The organism is Hymenobacter sp. PAMC 26628, assembly GCF_001562275.1.
Classification (GTDB): Bacteria; Bacteroidota; Bacteroidia; order Cytophagales; family Hymenobacteraceae; genus Hymenobacter.
Genome location: NZ_CP014304.1, coordinates 3643836 through 3665477, shown reverse-complemented (window position 1 = coordinate 3665477; position 21642 = coordinate 3643836). Strand labels below are relative to the sequence as shown.

Annotated in this window: 20 protein-coding genes; 16 read left to right on the top strand and 4 right to left on the bottom strand. The window is 52.7% G+C overall.

What is annotated here, in order from left to right; translation table 11 throughout:
* Positions 1-8 precede the first annotated feature (8 nt).
* From AXW84_RS15940 to rpsF, 4 genes are all read right to left on the bottom strand, one after another.
* On the bottom strand, positions 9-2624 hold the full coding sequence (locus AXW84_RS15940; RefSeq protein WP_082773940.1) for a GSCFA domain-containing protein: 2616 nt from the start codon (positions 2622-2624) through the stop codon (positions 9-11).
* A 91-nt stretch (positions 2625-2715) separates the two neighbouring features.
* A complete protein-coding gene (rplI, locus tag AXW84_RS15935) occupies positions 2716-3159 on the bottom strand; it encodes a 50S ribosomal protein L9 (RefSeq protein ID WP_068235342.1) in 444 nt (147 codons plus the stop codon).
* A gap of 91 nt (positions 3160-3250) precedes the next feature.
* On the bottom strand, positions 3251-3484 hold the full coding sequence (gene rpsR, locus AXW84_RS15930; RefSeq protein ID WP_068239553.1) for a 30S ribosomal protein S18: 234 nt from the start codon (positions 3482-3484) through the stop codon (positions 3251-3253).
* 55 nt (positions 3485-3539) lie between these two features.
* Positions 3540-3917: a 30S ribosomal protein S6 gene (gene rpsF, locus AXW84_RS15925; RefSeq protein ID WP_068235339.1), complete on the bottom strand. Its 378-nt coding sequence runs from the start codon at positions 3915-3917 to the stop codon at positions 3540-3542.
* Between the two features lie 360 nt (positions 3918-4277).
* On the opposite strand from rpsF, the gene AXW84_RS15920 reads away from it, so the two are divergent.
* From AXW84_RS15920 to AXW84_RS15850, 16 genes are all read left to right on the top strand, one after another.
* On the top strand, positions 4278-5666 hold the full coding sequence (locus tag AXW84_RS15920) for a cytochrome c3 family protein (RefSeq protein WP_236943147.1): 1389 nt from the start codon (positions 4278-4280) through the stop codon (positions 5664-5666).
* Between the two features lie 152 nt (positions 5667-5818).
* On the top strand, positions 5819-8875 hold the full coding sequence (locus tag AXW84_RS15915) for a TAT-variant-translocated molybdopterin oxidoreductase (protein WP_068235336.1): 3057 nt from the start codon (positions 5819-5821) through the stop codon (positions 8873-8875).
* A gap of 49 nt (positions 8876-8924) precedes the next feature.
* A complete protein-coding gene (nrfD, locus tag AXW84_RS15910; RefSeq protein ID WP_082773938.1) occupies positions 8925-10385 on the top strand; it encodes an NrfD/PsrC family molybdoenzyme membrane anchor subunit in 1461 nt (486 codons plus the stop codon).
* Positions 10378-10905, top strand: a complete 528-nt coding sequence (locus AXW84_RS15905) for a DUF3341 domain-containing protein (protein ID WP_068235330.1) — start codon at positions 10378-10380, stop codon at positions 10903-10905. Before nrfD ends, AXW84_RS15905 begins: the two co-directional genes overlap by 8 nt.
* Positions 10905-11651, top strand: coding sequence for a c-type cytochrome (locus AXW84_RS23465; RefSeq protein WP_071891431.1), 747 nt, complete (start codon positions 10905-10907; stop codon positions 11649-11651). The genes AXW84_RS15905 and AXW84_RS23465 overlap by 1 nt, the downstream gene beginning before the upstream one ends.
* Before the next feature lie 17 nt (positions 11652-11668).
* A complete protein-coding gene (locus AXW84_RS15900; protein WP_068235327.1) occupies positions 11669-12955 on the top strand; it encodes a quinol:cytochrome C oxidoreductase in 1287 nt (428 codons plus the stop codon).
* A 106-nt stretch (positions 12956-13061) separates the two neighbouring features.
* Positions 13062-14138, top strand: a complete 1077-nt coding sequence (locus tag AXW84_RS15895; RefSeq protein ID WP_068235324.1) for a cytochrome c oxidase subunit II — start codon at positions 13062-13064, stop codon at positions 14136-14138.
* A gap of 23 nt (positions 14139-14161) precedes the next feature.
* Positions 14162-16042 carry a cytochrome c oxidase subunit I gene (locus tag AXW84_RS15890; RefSeq protein ID WP_236943146.1) on the top strand — a complete coding sequence of 627 codons (1881 nt, stop codon included), beginning with the start codon at positions 14162-14164 and terminating at the stop codon, positions 16040-16042.
* 114 nt (positions 16043-16156) lie between these two features.
* Positions 16157-17254: a COX15/CtaA family protein gene (locus AXW84_RS15885; protein WP_071891428.1), complete on the top strand. Its 1098-nt coding sequence runs from the start codon at positions 16157-16159 to the stop codon at positions 17252-17254.
* A gap of 58 nt (positions 17255-17312) precedes the next feature.
* Positions 17313-18185, top strand: a complete 873-nt coding sequence (cyoE, locus tag AXW84_RS15880) for a heme o synthase (protein WP_068235321.1) — start codon at positions 17313-17315, stop codon at positions 18183-18185.
* 80 nt (positions 18186-18265) lie between these two features.
* A complete protein-coding gene (locus AXW84_RS15875) occupies positions 18266-18853 on the top strand; it encodes a cytochrome c oxidase subunit 3 (RefSeq protein WP_068239540.1) in 588 nt (195 codons plus the stop codon).
* Positions 18854-18874: 21 nt separating this feature from the next.
* Positions 18875-19645, top strand: coding sequence for a cytochrome c oxidase subunit 3 (locus tag AXW84_RS15870; protein ID WP_068235318.1), 771 nt, complete (start codon positions 18875-18877; stop codon positions 19643-19645).
* Positions 19646-19735: 90 nt separating this feature from the next.
* A complete protein-coding gene (locus AXW84_RS15865; protein WP_068235316.1) occupies positions 19736-20086 on the top strand; it encodes a cytochrome C oxidase subunit IV family protein in 351 nt (116 codons plus the stop codon).
* Between the two features lie 3 nt (positions 20087-20089).
* Entirely contained in the window at positions 20090-20761 is a 672-nt protein-coding gene (locus AXW84_RS15860) for an SCO family protein (protein WP_068235307.1), read from the top strand.
* Positions 20745-21314 carry a DUF420 domain-containing protein gene (locus tag AXW84_RS15855; RefSeq protein WP_082773937.1) on the top strand — a complete coding sequence of 190 codons (570 nt, stop codon included), beginning with the start codon at positions 20745-20747 and terminating at the stop codon, positions 21312-21314. The genes AXW84_RS15860 and AXW84_RS15855 overlap by 17 nt, the downstream gene beginning before the upstream one ends.
* Positions 21315-21377: 63 nt before the next feature.
* Positions 21378-21635 carry a hypothetical protein gene (locus AXW84_RS15850; protein WP_068235303.1) on the top strand — a complete coding sequence of 86 codons (258 nt, stop codon included), beginning with the start codon at positions 21378-21380 and terminating at the stop codon, positions 21633-21635.
* Positions 21636-21642: the final 7 nt, after the last annotated feature.

Sequence of the window (21642 nt, the reverse complement as noted above, 5' to 3'; positions counted from 1 at the left end):
AATGCCGGCTAAGCCGGGGAATCTGAATTGGCTGCCGAATCGGGCGAAGCAGCAGCCTTCTTTGCCCGGGACTTGGCCGGGCGCTTCGCAGCGGGGGCCGGGGCTTCTGAGGCTGGAGTAGCAGCCTTGGCTTTCGGTGCGGCTTTGGGGGCCTTTGCTTTCGGTGCTTCAGCTTTTGGCGCAGCCGCTTTTGGTACCTTAGCCTTTGAAGCAGTGGCTTTCGGTGCCACGGTTTCCGGGGCCGTAGCTTTTGGGGTGGCGGCTTCCGGTGCCGCAGATTCCGGTACAGCAGCTTTTGAGGTGGCGGCTTCAGGAGCAGCGGTTTTCAGTGCTTTAGCTTTCGGCGCAACAGCTTTGGGGGCCTTTGCTTTAGGATTGCTGGGCACGATGGCTGGGGCCGTTACAACTGCTGCCACCGCAACTTCGGGCACAGCAGTTGCTGCTGGGGCCTCTGGCTTAGCAGCTTTTGGTGCGGCCTTTTCCGGGGTAGCAGCCTTTGGCGCGTCAGTAACTTTCGGCGCAGTAGCTGCCTTCGGCGCAGCAGCTTTTGAAACGGCAGCTTTTGGTGCCACGGCTTTCTTGGCCGGTACGTTGACTATCAGCGTAGCATCGGAGCCGCGCATGCGGCCAGCGGCCACGCCAGCGGTCCGCACCTCGGTCCGAATCGGCACGATGGGCGTCATAGGCGGCGTCTCGGTAATGAGCGAAGGCCGGCGGCGATTCGACTTCTTTGCTGCTGCTGCCGGTGCTGGCTGGCTTGCAGCGGCCGCAGTGTTTGCTTCTAAGTCATCTGAAGTGCCCGGGGCCCCTTGCGCCGGCGTGGCAAACAAAGGCCGGGCTTTGGGCCCCTGGTTGCGCCGGTTGCCCGAGCGGTCATCCACCGGAGCCGTTGGCTCAGTAGCCGCGGCAGCCGCCTGTGCTACTGGCTCGTTGGTGTCCGCCTGCGGCGCGGTATCCAATTGCGGGGCCACCGCCGCTTCCGTCGAAGTCGGCGTGTATGCATCATCCGTTTCTTCCACCGAGGCCGCATCGTTCTGTGAACGGTCACGCCCACGGCCGCCGCGCTTCACGGGCACCGATTTGGTGATGACGCTCGACTTGCGAGCTTCCGGCTGCGGGTTGCGCGGTAACGCCGGGGCCCCCTCGGCCGTTGCGTCCGGCTCGGCAGGGGTAAATGCTTCATCGCCCCCACCAGCAGCCAGCTTCGCGGCGTTTTTGCGGGCCGTGCGCTTAGCACCGCCCCGCGAACGGCGCTTCTTCTTCTTCGCTGGGTCCAATTCTTCACCGTCAACAGTGGGCGAAATCGCAACAGTATTGTCGTCAAACGCTTCAATAGGCGCAGCTAGGCCAGCAGATGCCACAGCATTGGCTGTTGTGGCAGCGTCGGCAACGGGTTGCTCGGAGTTCGACTCCACGTTGCGGTCCTCACGCCGGCCTCGATCCGGCCGGTTGTTGCGCGCCGCGCGCTGCGCTCGGAACTCCTCCGGCGACAAACGTGCGGGCCGCTCATTGTTCATTGCAGGGGCCCCATCCGCGCTAGCTTCCGCCGTTGAGGCAGACGCCTCCACCACTTCAGCACTGCCAACGTCCACCCGCTCTTCTCCGTCAGGCGCCGGCTCGGGCGCTACCACGTCGGCGGGTACGGGCAATGTAGCCAGCCGCTCGTCTATTTCGCGCAGCTCGGCGGCCACGTTCACGCGCTGGCGGCTCAGGCGCTCCAGCCGCTCGCGGGTGGCCACCAGAAATTGCCGGTGCTCGGGCGCGGCTGCGTTCAGGGGCCGGTGGCCCAAGGCTTGGCTCAACCCGGCCCACTCCTTGCGGAACCGACCAAAATCGGCGTCGAAATATGTGCGGGCAAACTTTTCCCATACGTAGTCTTCTGCTACTTCTGACGGATGCAGCATATCGGCGGCATAAAACCGGTAGTCGCGTAAGTCATCCGTCAGTAGCTCGTAAGCCGGGAAATAGCTCACTTCGGGCAACAGCTCGCTGAGGTAGTGGCAGGCCACGCGCAGTACCGATTTGCTCACCGCATTCAGCGGCAAAGTATCGCGCAAGTGGCGCACTGGGCTCACCGTCAAAATGATGCGCAGCTTGGGGTTGATGCGCCGCAGGTAAGCGTGGGTTTCAGCCAGCCCGTTGATGATATCGTCGGGCGTGAGCAGCTCTTTCTCAAACAACTCAGCGGGCATCTTGTGGCAGTTGCTCACCAATTCGCCGGTTTCGCGCAGGCGGTAGGCCCAGGCTGTGCCCAGCGTAAGCAGCACCGCATCGGCCCCGCGCAGGAATTCGCCCGTGCGGCGCACCGTCTGCTGGATGTCGTGTAGCAGCTCTACCGGCGTGGGGGCCCCTTGGCTGCCGTGCAGGTCGTAGCTCTGCCAGCGGCCCCGGGCTTCCACCAAGTGCTGCTGCCAGTCTACATCTTCGCCCAGCGCCGCCCGTAACAGTTGGCCCAACGCCAAGGGCTGGAACACCGTGCCGAAAGGATTTACTACCACGTTCACTTTGTGCGCGGCCAAGCGTGCGCCAATGCTATCGGCAAAGCAGGAGCCCAGCGTGAGCACCCGCGCCGACGGCGGCAGCTGTTGCGCCACGGGCGCAAGTATCAGTTCAGTTCTAAACATTGTGGCAAAAATAGCCGCCCCGCAGCATTAAAAAGCAAAAGGCCCCGCCGTCACGGCAGGGCCTTTTTAAACAGAGCAAAGCCCAGGTAGGTTACTCGGCTACTACGCGGAAGTTCACGGTGTGCTTCACTTCTTTGTGTAGGCTCAAAGTAGCGGTATAGTCGCCAGCCGCCGAAGGCTCCTGGTCGAACGACAGACGCTTGCGGTCCACGTCGATGCCTTTAGCTTTTAAAGCTTCGGCCAACTGCAACGTGGTGACACGGCCAAAGATTTTGCCGCTTTCGCCCACTTTGGCTGGGATGTCCAACACCATGCCGCCAATCTGGTCGGCTACGGCCTGGGCATCGCCCTTCACTTTATCGGCTTTGTGAGCCGCTTGGCGCACGTTCTCAGCCGTAATCTTTTTGTTCGTTTTGTCAGCCAATATGGCCATGCCCTGCGGCAACAGGAAGTTGCGGCCATAGCCCGACTTCACGGTCACGATGTCGTTCTTGTAGCCGAGGCCCTTAACGTCGTCTTTGAGGATGATTTCCATGTCTTATTTTAATTATGAGTTTTGAGTTTTGCACGATGTCTTACTAGCCGCTACAGTAGCGGCTGCTAACCCATAGTTTATAACTCATAATTTATTTCAGGGCATCGGCGATGTAAGGCATCAGGGCCAAGTGGCGGGCCTTAGCTACGGCCTGGGTCACCTTGCGCTGGAACTTAAGGCTGGTGCCCGTGAGACGGCGGGGCAATACGCGGCCCTGCTCGTTCACAAACTTCAGCAGAAAGTTCGGGTCTTTGTAATCCACGTACTTAATGCCGTTCTTCTTAAAGCGGCAGTATTTCTTACGTGTGTCCACTGGCTTGTTCATAGCCGAGCGGTCGTTGTTGCGGTTATTCGAGGGCGTTGCCATATCTCTTCTAAAGTTATTGGGCTACGGCTTCGGTTTCTTTCGCAGCCTTTTGCTGGTTCATCTCACCGTTGCGGCGGCGGCGGTTGTAGTCCACAGCGTGCTTATCGAGCACCGTGGTCAAGAAACGGATGATGCGCTCGTCGCGGCGGTAAGCCAGCTCCAGCAGATCAACGATGTTGCCCGAACCCGTGAACTCCAAGCAGAAGTAATAACCGGTAGTTTTCTTCTGTATGGGGTAGGCTAGCTTGCGCAGGCCCCAGGCTTCGGTGGACAAAATGTCGGCGCTATTTTCCTTAAGCACCTGGGTGAACTTCTCGACCGTCTCTTGCACCTGGCCCTCGTTCAATACGGGGGTTACGATGAAGACCGTCTCGTAATTTCTTACTTCCATTACGACGGGGTGAATTTGGTGAAAAAAATTTGATTGGGGCGCAAAGGTACTGATTCTGCGACAGAAAGCCAAGCTGTTACTGGCTTTTCCCCACTAGGGTCATTTATTAGCTAAAATCATGAACAAGTTGCCTCACAAATTTGTCCAAGATAAGGCAGACAGCTACCGGCTGGCGCCTACCCCAAGGGGCCCCAACTGTTGAGTTAATGGGTTAGTGAGATTAAATAATTGGTATTTAAATAAGACGATTTTTCTTATTTAGCTATATTCCAAATAGTATTCCGCAACCGTTTCTAAGCCTATAAAACCCCTGTTAGCTTTTGCTGCCCGCGAATCGTATCCTACCTTTGTGGCCCTGAAATGCTTCGGCATTTCGTTATTTCTGCTTATTTTTGTATGAATAGCAACCGACTCAGTTCGTTATCTCACTTATTGCTGGCGCTACTGCTCACGTTTGCCGGGGCCCAGCAGGCCACGGCTCAAGATGCAAGTGCTAGCACTGCCACTGTGAGCAAAGCAGGTGTCACGCCCGGCGCTACTGCCGGTGCTACGCCTGCTACCGCGGCCGCCCCTGCCGCGGGTGGGGCTGATGCTGCCGCTGTTCAGGCGGGTGATGCCTTGTTTAAAGCCAACTGTACCCAGTGCCACGCCGTGAATGAGCAGGTGGTGGGCCCCGCACTTGGAGGCATTAGCAAGCGTCGTCCCATCACATGGATCATTCCGTGGATCAAGAATTCGGCCAAAGTAGTTGCCAGCGGCGACGAGTACGCTGTAGCCCTCTACAACAAGTTCCAGAAGCAGCAAATGCCCAGCTTCGGGCTGTCGGATAAAGAAATCACTTCGATTGTTGCTTACATCACTTCGCAAGAAGGCCAACCTGCTACAGCAGTAACGGGTGGAGCTACTGTACAGAATGCTGGTGCAGCTGATGGAGCCGCGGCAGGTGGTGCTGATACTGGTACTGGGGCTGGCAAATACGTTGATATCTTGCTTATCGCGCTAGTAGTAGTGTTGATCGTGATGGTGGTAACGCTGATCATCATCGGTAACCTGATGAAGGATGTGTTGCGGGGCCGCAAGGACCTTGACGGCCGCGACACCGAGATTTTGGAGCAGCGTTTTGATTGGGGTAAGTTTTACCGTTCGCCGGTACTGCGCGGCATTGTCGGTGTCGTATTTGCCTTGGTTTTATTGTACGAAGGGGTGCAAAGCGTGATGGCTGTGGGCCTAACCCAAGGTTACCAGCCGACTCAGCCCATTGCCTTCTCACACAAGTTGCACGCTGGGGAACATCAGATCAACTGTGCCTATTGCCACACATCTGTGTACAAAGGCAAATCGGCCAACATCCCTTCTGCCAATATCTGCATGAACTGCCACTCGCAGATTAAAACAGAGTCACCTGAAATCAAGAAGATTTACCGCGCCATTGAGCGTAAGCAGCCAGTGCAGTGGGTCCGTATCCACAACCTGCCCGACTTGGCCTACTTCAACCACTCACAACATACCCAAGTGGCTGGTCTTCAGTGCCAAACTTGCCACGGTCCGATCCAGAACATGGAAGTGGTGTACCAGTATTCGGCCCTGACCATGGGCTGGTGCATCAACTGCCACCGCGAATCACCGCTCAATACCAAGGGTAACGCTTACTACGACAACTTGGTAAAGCTCCACGATACCAAAAATGCCGGGGCCCCCTTCACCGTATCGTCGAACGGCGGTACCGAGTGCTCGAAGTGCCACTACTAACCAGTTGAGGAGGCTCTGCGATTTCTAATGCTTGTTATATAGAATTGCAGAACCGTTAGCTGCTCAACAGAAAATTCCGCTTAAAAAATTAAGTAGCTCTTGGCTTAGCTGGCTTACGGCCCCTAAGACATAGAGTCTCTAAGTCCCCGAAAATGAAGTACTGGAAAGGAATTGAGGAACTAGAAAGCACTCCGGAATTCATGAGCACGGCATTTGCCGAGTTCCTGCCGGTTAAAGAGAGCCATGAGAGCAAGGATGCCACGTCGGCTCCTCGCCGTGACTTTCTGAAGCTGATGGGTTTTGGGGTAGGCGCCGTTGCGCTAGCCTCGTGCGAGACTCCGGTGCACAAAGCCATTCCTTACCTAAACAAGCCCGAGGAGGTAGATCCTACCATCTCCAACTTTTACGCTTCGACGTACTTTACAGGCTCTGATTACAATGCCGTGCTGGTGAAAAACCGCGACGGCCGTCCCATTAAGTTAGAAGGCAACCCGGAGTCGCCCATTACTCGGGGCGGACTTTCTGCCCGGGCTCAAGCCGCGGTGCTTGACTTGTACGACAGTGGCCGTTTACAGCATTTTGCTGTCAAAGGCCAACGCACTGAAACTGCCGAAGTAGATCGTCAGATTCAGTCTAAACTAGCTGCAACGACGGGCAAAATTGCTATCGTTTCGCCTACCATTATTAGCCCAAGCACCAAGAAGGCTATTGCTGCCTTTGCTGCCCGCTACCGTACTACTGAGCACGTCATGTACGATGCGCAGTCGGCCAGTGGCTTGCTTCAGGCAAACAATGGCGTGCTACCAGGCTATGACTTTAGCCGTGCTAATGTCATTGTAAGCATTGGTGCTGACTTCCTCGGTACTTGGATCTCGCCAGTTGAGTTTGCCAAGCAGTACGTTAAAAACCGTAAGGTGAGCAGCGACAAGCGTTCTATGTCGCGCCATTTCCAGTTTGAAACCGCTATGTCGCTCACTGGCTCTAACGCTGATGTGCGCGAGTCAGTTAAGCCATCAGAGTGGGGCACTGTAGCTGTTGCGCTGTATAATGCAGTGGTGGGCGGCGGAAGTACACCTGCTTTCAGCAACACGCGAGTGGCCCCGCAAATCGCTAAAGCAGCAGCCGAATTGAAAGCAAATCGGGGCACTAGTCTCGTCGTCTCAGGATCGAATGACCCAGCCGTTCAAACGCTGGTAACTGCACTGAACCAGAGCTTGGGTAACGTAGGCACCACGGTGGACCTAACTGCCCCTAGTAATGTGCGCCAAGGCGACGATGCCCGGATGGCCGCATTAGTGAAAGAGATGAACGCCGGCACAGTAGGCGCAGTGATCTTCTACAACGCTAACCCGGTGTATAATCACCCGCTGTCTGCCCAAGTCAAGTCGGGCATTACCAAGGTGCCGTTGAGCATTTCGTTCAACGACCGGCTTGATGAGACTGGTGGCCTATGCGAATATGCTACTCCTGATCACCACTGGCTGGAGTCGTGGAATGACTTTGAGCCGAAGCGCGGTTTTCTGAGCCTGTCGCAGCCAGCTATTACCCCAATTTTTGCCACCCGCCAAGCCCAAGAGAGCTTGTTGCGCTGGGCTGGTAATAATGAGACATACTATAGCTTCTTGCGCAATAACTGGCGTGAGGTTTTAGGCAATAGCAATTTCAACGCCGCCTGGGATAAGGCTGTTCACGATGGTGTAGCTACCGGTTCGGGACTACCTGTTGCTCCAGCAATGGCTACGGCAGCATTGAGCGCTAGCGAAGCAGTAACTCGTATCACTGGGGCCCCCAAACCTGCTGCTAATCTAATAGAAGTTTCGCTCTACGAAAAAGTTGGTTTGCCTGCCAGCGGTTCAGGTGCCAATAATCCTTTCCTACAAGAGTTGCCTGACCCGGTTTCTAAAGCTACATGGGGTAACTACCTTGCTGTGCCGCGTGCCATGGCAGTAGCCAACAAGTGGGAGCAGGGTGACGTTATCAAGATCACGGCTCTCAACGTAGCTCCGATTGAATTGCCGGTGCTTGTACAACCTGGCCAAGCAGTAGGCACCGTTAGTATAGCACTAGGTTATGGCCGTGTTTTAAGTGGTAAAGCCGGTGACGGAGTAGGTGCTAACGCAGCGCCTTTGCTGGTGGCAACGCCCAATGGTATCATGTATGCCACGGCCGTAACGCTGGAAAAGACGTCGGCTAAGTCACCTATTGCTCAGACCCAGACCCACCACACCATCATGGACCGCCGCTCGGTGGTACAGGAAAATACGCTAGCTAAGTATAAGGAAAACCCTAAAGAGGTAACTGAATACGAAAAAGTTGCTACCCCTGATGGACTTGAAAAGCCCAACAAGGTGTCGTTATGGCAAGACTATCAGTATAACAACCACCACTGGGGCATGGCCATTGACCTCAACTCATGCATAGGCTGCGGCTCATGCGTGTTGGGGTGCCAAACGGAGAACAACATTGCAGTAGTAGGCAAACAGCAGGTTATCAACCGCCGCGAGATGCACTGGATGCGTATCGACCGTTACTACTCGTCGGACCACCACAAAAGTGAGTTTGATACAAAAGGCAAACTGTCGACGTACAGCGCTATGGAAGATCCTTCGGATAACCCGCAGGTAATCTTCCAACCGATGATGTGCCAGCAGTGTAACCACGCACCTTGCGAAACGGTATGCCCAGTGTTGGCTACCACGCATAGCTCGGAAGGTCTAAACCAGATGACTTACAACCGGTGCGTAGGTACGCGTTACTGTGCGAACAACTGCCCGTATAAAGTGCGTCGCTTCAACTGGTTTTCGTATTACTCTAATGAGAAATTCGAAACTGTAAATGGCCACATGTTTACTGACTTGGGCCGCATGGTTCTCAACCCTGACGTAACAGTACGGGCCCGGGGCGTAATGGAAAAATGCTCTTTCTGCATTCAGCGTATCCAACTGGGTAAGCTGGAGGCTAAAAAGCAGAAGCGCCGTCCTAAAGACGGAGAAATTGTATCGGCCTGTGCACAGTCATGCCCTACCGATGCCATCGTGTTTGGTGACATGCGTGATACCACTAGCCGTATCAGCCAGTTGTTGCGCCGTGAAGATGGTGAGCGGGCTTTCCACTCGCTTGATTCCATCAATGTGCAGCCGAACGTGACTTATTTAACGAAGATTCGCAATTCGGCTTCCGAAATGTTCGGGCCGGAGGAAGAAGCTTAATTGCATCGGAGTACTTAGTTTTTACGCACCTAAGCCCCCAATACCCATTATGCAACACGTATCAGCCATTCGTGAGCCGCTCATCACTGGGGGCAAAACGTTACATGACGTAACCCAGGACATTTGCTACCAGGTAGAGGCCAAGCCCAACATTCGTTGGATTGGCGCTATGAGTGTGGCCTTATTTTTCCTGGGAATATTTTTCTACTCTGTTTACCGCACTTTGTGGTACGGCATTGGGGAGTGGGGCCTAAACAAAACCGTCGGTTGGGCTTGGGACATCACCAACTTCGTGTGGTGGGTAGGTATCGGTCACGCTGGCACCCTCATCTCAGCAGTGCTCCTGTTGTTTCGCCAAAAATGGCGGTCGTCCATCAACCGGGCAGCAGAGGCTATGACGATCTTCGCAGTTATCTGCGCTGCCATGTTCCCAGTGCTACACATGGGCCGTCCTTGGTTGGCTTTCTATGTGTTCCCGTTGCAAAACACGTTGGGGTCCTTATGGGTAAACTTTAACTCTCCGTTGCTTTGGGACGTGTTTGCTATTTCGACTTACTTTACTGTATCTCTGGTGTTCTGGTACACAGGCTTAGTGCCTGACTTCGCTAGTATCCGTGACCGTGCCAAGGGCCCTATTGCCAAATTCAGCTATTCCATGTTGAGCTTCGGATGGACTGGGTCTGCCAAAGCTTGGTCGCGTTACGAAACGGTATCGTTGATTCTGGCTGGTGTATCTACACCACTAGTGCTTTCAGTACACACTATCGTATCGATGGATTTTGCTACGTCGGTTGTACCGGGCTGGCATACCACTATTTTCCCTCCTTACTTCGTTGCTGGCGCAATTTTCTCGGGGTTTGCGATGGTATTGACGCTGATGCTCATTACCCGCGTCGTATTCAAGCTTGAAGACTATATTACTCTCGAACATATTGCTCTCATGAATAAAATCATGATGGTGACGGGTTCCATTGTAGGGGTTGCCTATATTACAGAGTTCTTTATTGCTTGGTATTCGCAAGTAGAGTTTGAACAGTACGCTTTCATCAACCGGGCTACAGGCCCTTACTGGTGGGCTTATGCTTCTATGATGACCTGTAATGTGATTACACCGCAACTGGTGTGGTTCCGGCGGGTTCGCTACAGCATTGTTCTCACTTTCATCCTGTCTATCATTGTGAACATTGGTATGTGGTTTGAGCGCTTCGTAATTATCGTTACGTCGTTGCACCGCGACTACCTGCCTTCGAGTTGGGCTATGTTCTCGCCTACAATGATTGACATTGGGGTATATGTAGGCACATTGGGGCTATTCTTTACGCTCTTTTTGTTGTTTGCTAAGTTTTTCCCCGTCATCAACATGGCTGAGGTTAAAACTATCCTCAAGTACACCGTTGATAACGGTCCTACTTACTCCGGTAACCATGCCCATCACGTGCCGGCTACTACCCATTCAGCAACTCCCGGTGTGCCTGCTTCGGCTCCTGTAACCTACAACAAGCATGACTAAGCGTTTCGCCCTCGGCGTCTTCGAAGACGAGGATATGCTCCTGCACGCCATTGACAATGTGCGTGGCGCAGGGGTCAAGATTTACGATGTGTTCTCTCCGTATCCAGTGCACGGCATTGATGACGCATTAGGGATTGAACGTTCACGTTTGCCTATCGCTGCTTTTTTTTATGGCATGTGTGGGCTGGCATTCGCCCTTTGGCTTCAGATCTATACGCTGGGTTTTGACTGGCCAATGATTATCGGTGGCAAACCGCACATTGCGTTGCCCGCGTTCATTCCCGTTGCTTTTGAGCTAACTGTGTTCTTCACGTGCCACGGAATGGTTATAACATTCTATACCATTACCGGCCTGTACCCACGTTTCAAAACGCCAGTAATGGATGTGCGCTCAACGGACGACAAATTCGTGATGGCTATCGAGTTGGATGAAAACAACTCAGCTCTACCAAAATTGACTCAGTTGTTGCGCGAGAACGGCGCATCTGAAGTCAATCAGAAAGAAATGACTAAGAAATAATGATGCATCCGCTGAACTTGAGTCTGCGCGTTTCGGCGCTGTTGTTATCGTTGGGGGGACTGGCGTCGTCTTGTACTCCTCAAGCCGATAACCCTGGGGTAGAATACGCCCCGGAAATGTATGAGTCCATTCCGTATGAGCCACTACGCCAAACGGGTTATAACACCATTAATGCATTCGGTATTAATGAGCGGACTCCTGCTACTGGTACTGTAGCCCGTGGCAAGCTTAATTATTACGACCACATTCCCAAGGATAGTGTAGGCATTGCAGAACGCACGTTGCGCAATCCTTTCGCTTATACAAAAGCTAACCTGGAAGAAGGTAAGCTATTGTATTCACGTTACTGCCAGCACTGTCATGGCGAACAAGGCAATGGTCAGGGCCCTGTTGGACTAAAGTTCAAAGGGGTGCCAAACTATGCGGCTGGTCAGTACACGAAGATGAACGATGGTCATATATACCATGTCATCCAGTGGGGTCGTAACCGAATGATGCCTCACGGTTCGCAGGTAAATCCGGAAGAACGTTGGAAAATTGCAATGTATGTGAGAGCGTTGGAGTTGGGTAAAGGCCCTGATGGACTCACTGAAATGATTGCCAAGGGCCCTAAGTCCTCCGCTAGTGATACTACAGTTACTGCAGCAGGGGCAGGAATGACTCCTACGAGCAAAGCTGGTTCAAATACTGGTTCTGAAACACCCGGTCAGGGTAATACTAAAGGCCAGAACGGCTCTGCTAAATAACACATCTCGCACGCACTATGGCAACTCTGACGCACCAAGAAAGCGCCACGGCTGAGCAACTCGTCGTTACGGATGGCGCCCGTAAAATATTTTTTACCATAATCCTAGCCGGGGTAGTATTGCTGGTGGTAGGATTGCTTGCCGCCATTTTTCACTGGGGAGAGGCTCACGAAGCTGTTGGTGCGGTGGCCCACGAAGAGGGGAGCCCTATTTGGCTCAAGCGGTTATTGGTAAGCTTATGGCACAGTAATCTGTTCTTCTTGGGCATCTCAGCTGTTGGTACCGTCTTTATGGCTATCAATTATGTGGCTTACGCTGGATGGTCGGTTATTGTAAAGCGAATTAGTGAAGCTTTTAGCGTGTGGATCGCACCAGGCGCAGTAATTATGCTTGTAGTGTTCCTGGTAGGGCGCCATGATATATTTCACTGGACGCATGATGGTATAATGAGCAAAGGTTCACGTAATTATGATGCTATTATTGCTGCAAAAGGTGGATTCCTGAGCTTGCCATTCTATTTGATTCGGATGGTGTCTTACTTGATCATTTGGTGGACTTTTTCCTGGAAGTTGCGCAAGCTTTCGATTGAAGAAGACTTAAATGGTGGTACCCAATATTTTCACACTAGTGTCACTACTGCAGCGCTGTTTTTAGTGCTTTACGCAGTAACTTCTTCAATGTCAGCATGGGATTGGGTTATGTCAGTTGACGTACACTGGTTTAGCACTATGTTCGGCTGGTATGTATTTGCTTCTTGGTGGGTATCTGGTATTGCCGGCATTACGTTGACTGCCATTTTCTTGAAGCAGAACGGTTACCTGCGTTTTTTAAACGCAAACCATTTGCATGACCTAGGTAAGCTAATGTTTGGCTTCAGCATTTTCTGGTGCTACGTGTGGTTCTCACAATTCATGCTGATATGGTATGCAAACTTGCCTGAAGAAGCTGTGTACTTCAACCAGCGCTTGGGTGGCTTTAATGGGCAATACACAGGTCTGTTTTTTTTCAACATAGTCATCAATTTTGTTTTCCCCTTTCTAGGACTAATGACCCGCGATGCTAAGCGGCAGATGATCATTCTTAAAATTGTCTGCATTGCAATACTTGTCGGTCATTGGGGTGACTTCTATTTGATGCTAATGCCGGGCACTCTAAAAGGTGAAAATGGGTTCTTGATAGAGATTGGGGTAGCGGCGATATTCTTAGGCGCGTTCCTTCTGTTGCTGACGCGTCGATTGTCAGAAGCGTCGTTGATCCCAGTCAACCATCCTTTTGTTGATGAAAGCGTTCACCACACCACCTAGATAGCGGCCCACTTACATTAATGGTCTCGGTGTATAACTTAAGCCGGTCAGATCTGTTATTAAGGCACCTACTAGCTATTTTCTGCTGGCTACCAAATAAATCACAATGTCTGCTCTTACCATTATAGCGGTTCTGGTACTTCTGCTAGTCGTATTCGGCCTGCTGTTCCGTCTCCAGATCCTGTCTTCCATTTTTTCTGGATCATTCACTCGTGATATAGGTATGAGCAACAGTGTAAATGCTGTGCTGATGCTTGTGTTTTTGGTTGGTGGTGGCGGATGGTTCGCCTATTCTTTTGTTGAGAACTACAGCAAAATGAACCCCCCGATTGCATCAGTTCATGGTCATCACATGGAAACGATGTTCTGGACTACAATGGGGGTAATTGGTGTTGCTTTTGCAATCACACAAACATTATTGTTTGTGTATGCTTACAAGTATCAACACAAAGAAGGCCGTCGGGCTTACTTTTTTTCGCATAATAACAAGATTGAAGTAATCTGGACGATTATTCCGGCTATCGTGATGGCTTCGCTCATCTTCGCTGGTTGGAAGGCATGGACTCGTATTACGGGCCCCGCCCCTAAAGACTCTGTAGTAGTAGAGTTGATGGGTAAGCAATTTAACTGGCTGGTGCGTTATCCTGGTCGAGATCTGAAACTGGGTGTTATTAACTACCGCCTGATCGATGCTACTAACGACTTCGGTATTGATCTTAATGATCAAGCGTCGCAGGATGATTTTACAGTGAACGAGATCCACGTACCAAAGGGCCATCCTGTTCTATTTAAGATCCGTTCGCGCGATGTTCTGCATGCTGTATACATGCCAAACTTTCGGGTTCAGATGTATGCAGTACCGGGAATGCCTACCCGTTTTTGGTTTACTCCAACAACATCTACTGACGAGATGCGCGCCAAGTTGGGCAACCCGAAGTTTAATTATGAACTAGCGTGCAACCAGGTATGTGGTAAAAGCCATTATGCGATGAAGGCAACTATCATCGTAGATGAACCGGACGACTACCAGAATTGGTTTGCTTCGCAAAAATCATTTGCATCACAAAACCCTGACTTGGTTGCTTCTTTCAAAAAGAAAGCTATCCAAGACATAGCAAAGCCAACGGCACCTTCTGAATCAAAAGAGGTGACACCGGTTCCCTTAGCTAACGCCTCGTTCTAAATCTTAACCAAAAGCCTTTCGATATGTCAGATATGTCAGCCAAGCCAAATTTGTCGGCCGGGGTTCAGACGGCTGGTGGTATAGGCACTGCCCCCGTAGCGCACACGGAGCACGGCGATGCCCACGACGAGCATGAGCATCACGACCAACATTGGTTGTGGAAATACGTGTTCAGCCAAGACCATAAAGTTATTGGTAAGCAGTTTCTCATTACAGGAATATTTTGGGCCATCATCGGTGGGACTTTGTCTAGTCTTTTCCGCCTGCAATTGGGCTGGCCGGAGGGGACCATGGAGTGGCTCACTCCTATACTTGGCAAATGGGTAGAGGGAGGTAAACTCAACCCTGAGTTCTACCTTGCGTTGGTGACGATGCACGGTACCATCATGGTATTCTTCGTGCTCACTGCCGGGCTTAGTGGGACCTTTTCCAACTTTCTAATCCCGCTACAAGTGGGGGCCCGGGACATGGCATCGGGTTTCATGAACATGCTCTCATACTGGTTCTTCTTCCTGTCGAGCCTGATCATGTTCTTCTCGCTGTTTCTGGAGACGGGTCCTGCTGCTTCGGGCTGGACGATTTACCCTCCGCTTTCAGCGCTGCCGCAGGCAATTCCAGGTTCAGGCATGGGCATGACAATGTGGTTGGTAAGTATGGTGTTTTTCATCGTGTCGCAGCTTTTGGGAGGCGTTAACTATGTCACCACTGTCATTAACCTTCGGACACGTGGTATGAGTATGAGCAAGCTGCCGCTCACCATATGGGCCTTCTTTTTGACGGCTATCCTTGGTATTCTATCTTTCCCCGTGCTCTTCTCGGCAGCTTTGCTTCTGGTATTTGACCGCTCTTTTGGTACTTCTTTTTTCCTTTCGGACATATACATTGCTGGACAGGCGCTCCCTAATCAGGGTGGTTCGCCAGTGTTGTTTCAGCACTTGTTCTGGTTCCTTGGGCACCCAGAAGTATACATCGTAATTATGCCAGCGATGGGTATGGTATCGGAAGTATTGGCTACTAACGCTCGTAAGCCAATTTTTGGGTACCGTGCCATGATTGGCTCACTGATCGGTATTTCGCTGTTGTCTTTCGTTGTATGGGCTCACCATATGTTCGTAACCGGGATGAATCCCTTCTTGGGTTCGGTATTCATGTTCCTGACGCTGATCATTGCGGTTCCCTCGGGCGTGAAAGTCTTCAACTGGTTGGCGACGCTGTGGCGCGGTAATATTCGCTTTACCACTGCCATGATGTTCAGCATTGGTTTTGTATCGCTCTTCATCTCGGGCGGCCTTACGGGTATTATTCTAGGTAATGCTACTTTGGATATCCAGATGCATAATACCTATTTTGTAGTTGCACACTTTCACTTGGTAATGGGTTCAGCTGCATTCTTTGGCTTGTTTGCTGGTGTTTATCATTGGTTCCCGAAAATGTTCGGGCGCATGATGGATGAAAAACTCGGTTACATCCACTTTTGGCTAACATTTGCGGGGGTTTACTTAGTATTCCTACCCATGCATTACATAGGTATTGCTGGCTTCCCACGTCGTTACTATGCATGGACTGGCTTTGATTCTTTCTCGCAGTTTGCTGACTTGAACAAGTTCATCTCGGTTGCGGCCATCACTGCTTTTGCTGCCCAATTCATCTTCATCGTCAACTTCTTCTATAGCATTTTCCGCGGTCGTCGTGCCACTCAGAATCCTTGGAACTCAAACACTTTGGAGTGGACAACCCCCATTGTGCCGGGTCATGGCAACTGGCCAGGTGAGATCCCTGCTGTTTATCGCTGGCCCTACGACTATAGCAAGCCAGGTTCGGAGGCTGACTTCATTCCGCAAAACATTCCTTATTCTCAGACGCAATCTTCTAACTTGCCTTACGAGCAGGAGTTGGCTGACTAGTTGGGGATATGAATCGAAGTCCTGAGCGGGCCGCCTGATCGGCGGCCCGCTTTTTTTGTGGTGCAGCGCGCTACGTAAAGCGCTTTGCGACTGTCATTCAAATATTTACTACTCATGCAAAACGTTGCTTACCGACGATTCCGCTTCGTCGGGTTGCTTACTGTGGTAGCAATCTATTTATTAATTCTAGTGGGAGGGATAGTTCGAAGCACTGGGTCGGGTATGGGGTGTCCTGATTGGCCCAAGTGTTTTGGTACTTGGGTGCCGCCTACTAACATCAGTCAACTGCCCGCTAATTACAAGGAAGTGTACACTGCCCAGCGCGTAGCTAAGAACCAAAAGCTTGCCCTTACGCTGCAACGGTTGGGATTCGCTCAGGTAGCGGGTAGCATTTTCGCCCATCCTACGCAGTACATCGAAACTGATTTTAATCCCGTCAAAACTTGGATTGAGTACGTAAACCGCCTTCTTGGGGCCCTTATCGGCGTATTCGTGTTTTTGACGGTTGTATTTGCTTGGTCATACCGGCGACGCAATCCTCCAGTGTTTTGGCTGACTGTGGGAGCTTGGCTACTGACTGGCGTGCAAGGCTGGTTGGGTTCGTTGGTAGTGTCAACCAATCTCTTGCCGGTTATGGTGACGGTTCACATGGGGCTGGCTCTGCTAATTGTTGCTATGTTACTATATGCCGTGGATCGGGCTCAAATGCAAGACAAACCATCGGTTGATATTCGCCCTCAAACAGCCTCGAATAGTGGCTTACAGGCTGTACTGTGGGTAGGGCTGTTGGTCACGTTTGGGCAAATTGTGTTGGGGACCCAAGTGCGCGAGCGGGTAGATATAGTGTCGGCAGCGGCCAACTATGCTAACCGTGCCGGTTGGGTTGCCCAGTTGGGCATCAGCTTTACTGTGCACCGGGCATTCTCGGCAGCAGTGGTAGTACTGGTGCTGTACATGGTCTATGAGCTGTGGTCGCTGGGGCCCTATTTGCGGCGGCTGGCGCAGGGCATGGTGGCTTTACTGCTACTGGAGCTGCTGGCCGGCTTAGTGCTGGCGTATGGGGCCCTATCACCGGCGGTGCAACCAGTGCACCTCACGCTGGCTACTGTGCTGTTTGGGTTGCAATTCCTCGGGTTGTTGGCAGTGGGACGATTGGATGTTAAACCAGAAATTGGTGTGTCAACCCGGCCTGCCCACGAGGTTGTTGCGTAACTTTGCGGCCCCGTTTGGCTTCTATTGGGCTGGGCGGCTTTTGTAGTCATTGTACTGGATGATCAAGGCCCGCGCCTATTTTCAACTGCTCAAATTCCGGCTCTCGCTCACAGTGGCGTTTTCCAGCGCCATTGGCTATATGCTGCGGGTATCGGATTTCCGTTGGACGAATGTGCTGCTGGTGATGCTGGGCGGGCTGTTGGTAACGGGAGCGGCCAACATCATTAACCAAGTTCACGAGAAGGACTTGGACAAGCTGATGACTCGCACGGCTAAGCGGCCAATCCCGCTCGGTATCATCTCACCGGCCGAGGCGTGGGTTTTTTGTGTGCTATTGGGCGTATCCGGCTTGGCACTGCTGGCGTTGCAGTTCAACTACCTCACGGCGGCGCTGTCGCTGCTATCGTTGGTGCTGTACGGTTTCGTATACACGCCGCTGAAAACGATTTCACCTGTTTGTGTGGCGGTGGGGGCCATACCGGGCGGGTTGCCACCGCTTATTGGCTGGGTCGCGGGCATGGGTCACGCAGCCACGTTTGCGGCCATGGGGCCCCAGCCATGGGTGCTGTTTGGTATTCAGTTTATGTGGCAGTTTCCGCACTTTTGGGCCATTGCTTGGGTAGCCGATGACGATTACAAGCGGGCGGGGTTTAAGATGCTGCCCTCGCCGGGGAAGCGCGACTTGCGCACGGCTTTTCAGATAATGACTTATACGCTACTGCTCATCCCGCTGAGCCTGCTGCCGCTCGAATTCAACATTGCCGGCCGGATTTCGGCGGGGGTGGCTGTGGTATGCGGGGTGCTGTTTCTGCTGCTCACTTTCCAGCTCATGCGCACCCAGGATCGTAAGGCGGCGCTACGCATCATGTTTGCCTCTTTTCTATATTTACCCATCGTACAAATTGCGTTGGTGTTGGACAAAATACAGTAGTTTCTTGTTGTATACCCAAGGGCAAATTGCTCTTGCTGGCGCAGTTGCCGGCCGCATTTAGCAATCCGTCAAACAACCATATGAATCCCATCGAAACCTTCTCAGAAAAGGAAGTCGGCCTGGGCTGGCACCCTAAACGCGTGCTGCTGATTTTGCTCATGGTGTCGAGTACCATGATTTTCGCCTCGCTCACCAGTGGTTTTATCGTGCGGCGCGACGAAGGCAACTGGCGCGAGTTCGACCTGCCCACCATCATGGGCATCAATACCATTGTGATTGCCTTGAGTAGCATTGCCTTGCAGTGGGCCTATAGTTCAGCTAAAAAAGATGAAATAGGCCGGGCTAAAATTGGTTTGGCGCTCACCTTGGGGCTCGGATTGGTGTTCTTGGTAGGGCAGTGGCTCTGCTGGGGCGACTTGGTGGCGAGCCGCACTTTTTTCGGTGGTATAGACGCCAACGTGTCCGGCTCGTTCGTATACGTGCTTATGGGAATGCACGCTTTCCACTTGTTAGCGGGGCTAATTTTCTTGGCAGTTGTGTTGCGTCGAACCTTTAACTATCAGGTGCATTCGCGAGCGTTACTGTCCATCGGCAATGCTTCCATCCTGTGGCACTTCTTGGGGGCCCTTTGGCTGTACCTGTATTTGTTCTTACTTTTGAATCACTAAAACGCCCTATTTGTGTCCGCTATGGCCCAAACTACCACCTTGCAGCCCACTGCGGCCCCCACCCTCGACGCTCCCCGCACTGGCAACTGGGACGGTGGCAACGAACCTTTTAAGGCGAGCTACGGCAAGCTGATGATGTGGTTCTTCCTGCTGTCGGATGCTTTCACGTTTGGGGCCTTCCTGACCACTTACGGCATGATTCGCCATAAACACGAAGTGTTTACCGGCGAAGCATCGGCGTTCCATTTCAGCTCAAAATGGTGGCCGATTCCCGACCACGTGTTCAACGCATTCCCCGGGATGGGCCACGCCAACGTGCCCCTAGGCTTTGTAGCGTTGATGACGATGATACTTATCTTCAGTTCCGTGACGATGGTACTGGCCGTGGAAGCTGGCCACCGCATGGATAAAAAAGATGTGCAGAAGTGGCTGTTGTGGACCATTCTTTTCGGCACAATCTTTTTGTTGAGCCAAGCTTGGGAGTGGGGTCACTTCATTCGCGGCCATGAAGAAGGTACGCTAATGGCCGATGGCACGGTGTTCCACGGCGCTAATTTGTCGATGAACCAGTACGGCCCCGTACTATTTGCTGACTTGTTCTTTTTTATTACCGGTTTTCACGGCACGCACGTGTTTTCGGGGGTGTGCCTGCTCATCTGGTGCTTCATTGCCACTACCAATGGCACTTTTGAGAAACGCGGCCATTACGAAATGGTAGAGAAGATTGGCCTTTATTGGCACTTCGTTGACCTGGTGTGGGTATTCGTCTTCACCTTCTTCTACTTGGTTTAATGGTGAATTGAGCGCATAGAGGGTTGTGAGACTAGCATTACTCAACCACCTATGTTGCTGAGATTATTCACTTCCTCTTATTCGCATATTATGTCTGCTCCCGTTGCTCCCGACCACGCCTTTACCGGCGAAATTGCCAAACCCAACACGGGCGGGATTTGGAAAATATTTTTCGTACTAGTTGGCATCACAGCTGTTGAGTTCGCCGTCACGTTTGCTATGGAGGCGCAGAGCATACGCACCCTGCGCAATAGTATTCTGATCGGTCTCACCATCTTGAAGGCGTTCTTCATCGTGGGCGAGTTTATGCACTTGAAACACGAAACAAAAGGCCTCATCTGGACCATTTTGGTGCCGAGCGTGCTGCTAGTGTGGCTGCTGGTTGCTTTGGTCACTGAAGGTTCATTCATCGGCGAAACGCTGAGCAACATGTTCAGCTAACGAATGCGGCCCCGCCAAACCCTGTTGCTGGGCCTTCTGCTGCTGGTGCCGGTACTGGCCTTTTTATTCCTGTACCGCTTTGGCGCTAATCGTTACGCGCTGCCAACTTACCTGCCCGACCGCGTAGATTCGACGCAGGTTGGTGGTAAGTGGCAGCGCGATACTGTTTTTCACCAAATCCAGCCGTTTCAGCTGCTAGCTTCCAACGGGCGTGAATTGACCAGCCAAAGCCTCGGCCGGGGCATGTGGGTAGCGCAATTATTTGGCCCCGATGAAACTAGTGCCCGCGTGGCGCGCGAGCTGCTGCAAGTGCAGGAAAAATTTCGGCAGGAACCGCTGGTGCGCATAGTGTCAATTGTGCTGGAACCGGGGCCCTCGCCGGCCGCCACGTTGGCCCAATTGGCCGAGCAATACGGTACCATCGCCGGCAAGTGGACGTTTGCGACGGGGGCAGCCGACGCGCTGAAACAGGTGGCGCAGCAGGAACTGGGCCGCGCCGCACAGCCGCACCAGTTGCCGCCCATGGTGGGACCTAACCTCCCGCCCGGTACGTTGTTGTTGATTGACCGGGACCGCCGGGTGCGGGGCGTTTACGACGGCACCAAGCCCCGGGAAATTGACCGGCTGCTCACCGAAATTAACGTGCAACTTTACGAATATGCCCACTCCCACTGACCAACTGCACCCGCCCGTGCTGCCCGCTGGCGACTACGCACGCTACAAAATAATTCTGGGCACCTTGGGCGTAGTAGTGCCGCTGCTGGTGGCCGTGCTGTTCTCGTTTCCAAACCTGTTCCGCATTCCGGGAGCCCAAGTGAAGTTTTTGCCCGCAGTGAACGCGGGACTGAATTCATTGACGGCGGTGGCACTGCTGGTTGGGTTCTATTTTATTAAGCAAAAAAATGTGTTGGCGCACCGCGCCGCCATGGGCACGGCCTTTGGGCTGGGGGCCCTGTTTTTATTGTCGTACGTGGCCTACCATTCGCAGGTGGACAGCACCAAGTTTGGCGGCGTGGGGGCAGTGCGTTACGCGTACTTCTTCTTGCTGCTCACCCACATCAGCCTAGCGGTAGTAACGGTGGGCCTGGTACTGTTTACCCTGTATTTTGCCCTGACGGGCCAGTACACCAAGCACAAGGCCATTGCCCGGTGGACGTTTCCGGTGTGGCTGTACGTGTCGGTTACGGGCGTGGTGGTGTACTTTCTCATTGCCCCGTACTATACCTGAAGCCGGGCCCCGGGGCCCGGGCGCAGCGGAAACTTTCTTCCTAAAAACCTGTTGGTGATTCATATGAAAACGAAAGCATTTTTCCGGGGAGTGGCAGCGCTGGCGCTGGCCTTTATGTTGGGCCTGGCACCGCTGGTGGCCGGGGCCCAGTGCATTATGTGCAAAGCCCAGGTAGAAGCGGCCAAGGCTGAGCGCGACGATTATGACGTGACGGGCCTCAATAAAGGCATCGTGTACATGATGACTGTGCCCTATTTGCTAATGGGCGCCGTGGGCTACTTCTGGTACCGGCGCACCCACCCAAAGCCTACCAAAGCGTAACCGACTT

Excerpts from the sequence above, each read along its gene's own strand:
- AXW84_RS15920 (WP_236943147.1), top strand. The coding sequence starts at position 4,278 with ATGCTTCGGCATTTCGTTATTTCTGCTTATTTTTGTATGAATAGCAAC.
- AXW84_RS15895 (WP_068235324.1), top strand. The coding sequence starts at position 13,062 with ATGTCTGCTCTTACCATTATAGCGGTTCTGGTACTTCTGCTAGTCGTA.
- AXW84_RS15940 (WP_082773940.1), bottom strand. The coding sequence starts at position 2,624 with ATGTTTAGAACTGAACTGATACTTGCGCCCGTGGCGCAACAGCTGCCG.
- AXW84_RS15855 (WP_082773937.1), top strand. The coding sequence starts at position 20,745 with ATGCCCACTCCCACTGACCAACTGCACCCGCCCGTGCTGCCCGCTGGC.
- rpsF (WP_068235339.1), bottom strand. The coding sequence starts at position 3,917 with ATGGAAGTAAGAAATTACGAGACGGTCTTCATCGTAACCCCCGTATTG.
- cyoE (WP_068235321.1), top strand. The coding sequence starts at position 17,313 with ATGATCAAGGCCCGCGCCTATTTTCAACTGCTCAAATTCCGGCTCTCG.
- AXW84_RS15905 (WP_068235330.1), top strand. The coding sequence starts at position 10,378 with ATGACTAAGCGTTTCGCCCTCGGCGTCTTCGAAGACGAGGATATGCTC.
- rpsR (WP_068239553.1), bottom strand. The coding sequence starts at position 3,484 with ATGAACAAGCCAGTGGACACACGTAAGAAATACTGCCGCTTTAAGAAG.
- AXW84_RS23465 (WP_071891431.1), top strand. The coding sequence starts at position 10,905 with ATGATGCATCCGCTGAACTTGAGTCTGCGCGTTTCGGCGCTGTTGTTA.
- AXW84_RS15860 (WP_068235307.1), top strand. The coding sequence starts at position 20,090 with ATGCGGCCCCGCCAAACCCTGTTGCTGGGCCTTCTGCTGCTGGTGCCG.
- nrfD (WP_082773938.1), top strand. The coding sequence starts at position 8,925 with ATGCAACACGTATCAGCCATTCGTGAGCCGCTCATCACTGGGGGCAAA.
- AXW84_RS15915 (WP_068235336.1), top strand. The coding sequence starts at position 5,819 with ATGAAGTACTGGAAAGGAATTGAGGAACTAGAAAGCACTCCGGAATTC.
- AXW84_RS15850 (WP_068235303.1), top strand. The coding sequence starts at position 21,378 with ATGAAAACGAAAGCATTTTTCCGGGGAGTGGCAGCGCTGGCGCTGGCC.
- rplI (WP_068235342.1), bottom strand. The coding sequence starts at position 3,159 with ATGGAAATCATCCTCAAAGACGACGTTAAGGGCCTCGGCTACAAGAAC.
- AXW84_RS15890 (WP_236943146.1), top strand. The coding sequence starts at position 14,162 with ATGTCAGATATGTCAGCCAAGCCAAATTTGTCGGCCGGGGTTCAGACG.
- AXW84_RS15870 (WP_068235318.1), top strand. The coding sequence starts at position 18,875 with ATGGCCCAAACTACCACCTTGCAGCCCACTGCGGCCCCCACCCTCGAC.
- AXW84_RS15885 (WP_071891428.1), top strand. The coding sequence starts at position 16,157 with ATGCAAAACGTTGCTTACCGACGATTCCGCTTCGTCGGGTTGCTTACT.
- AXW84_RS15865 (WP_068235316.1), top strand. The coding sequence starts at position 19,736 with ATGTCTGCTCCCGTTGCTCCCGACCACGCCTTTACCGGCGAAATTGCC.
- AXW84_RS15875 (WP_068239540.1), top strand. The coding sequence starts at position 18,266 with ATGAATCCCATCGAAACCTTCTCAGAAAAGGAAGTCGGCCTGGGCTGG.
- AXW84_RS15900 (WP_068235327.1), top strand. The coding sequence starts at position 11,669 with ATGGCAACTCTGACGCACCAAGAAAGCGCCACGGCTGAGCAACTCGTC.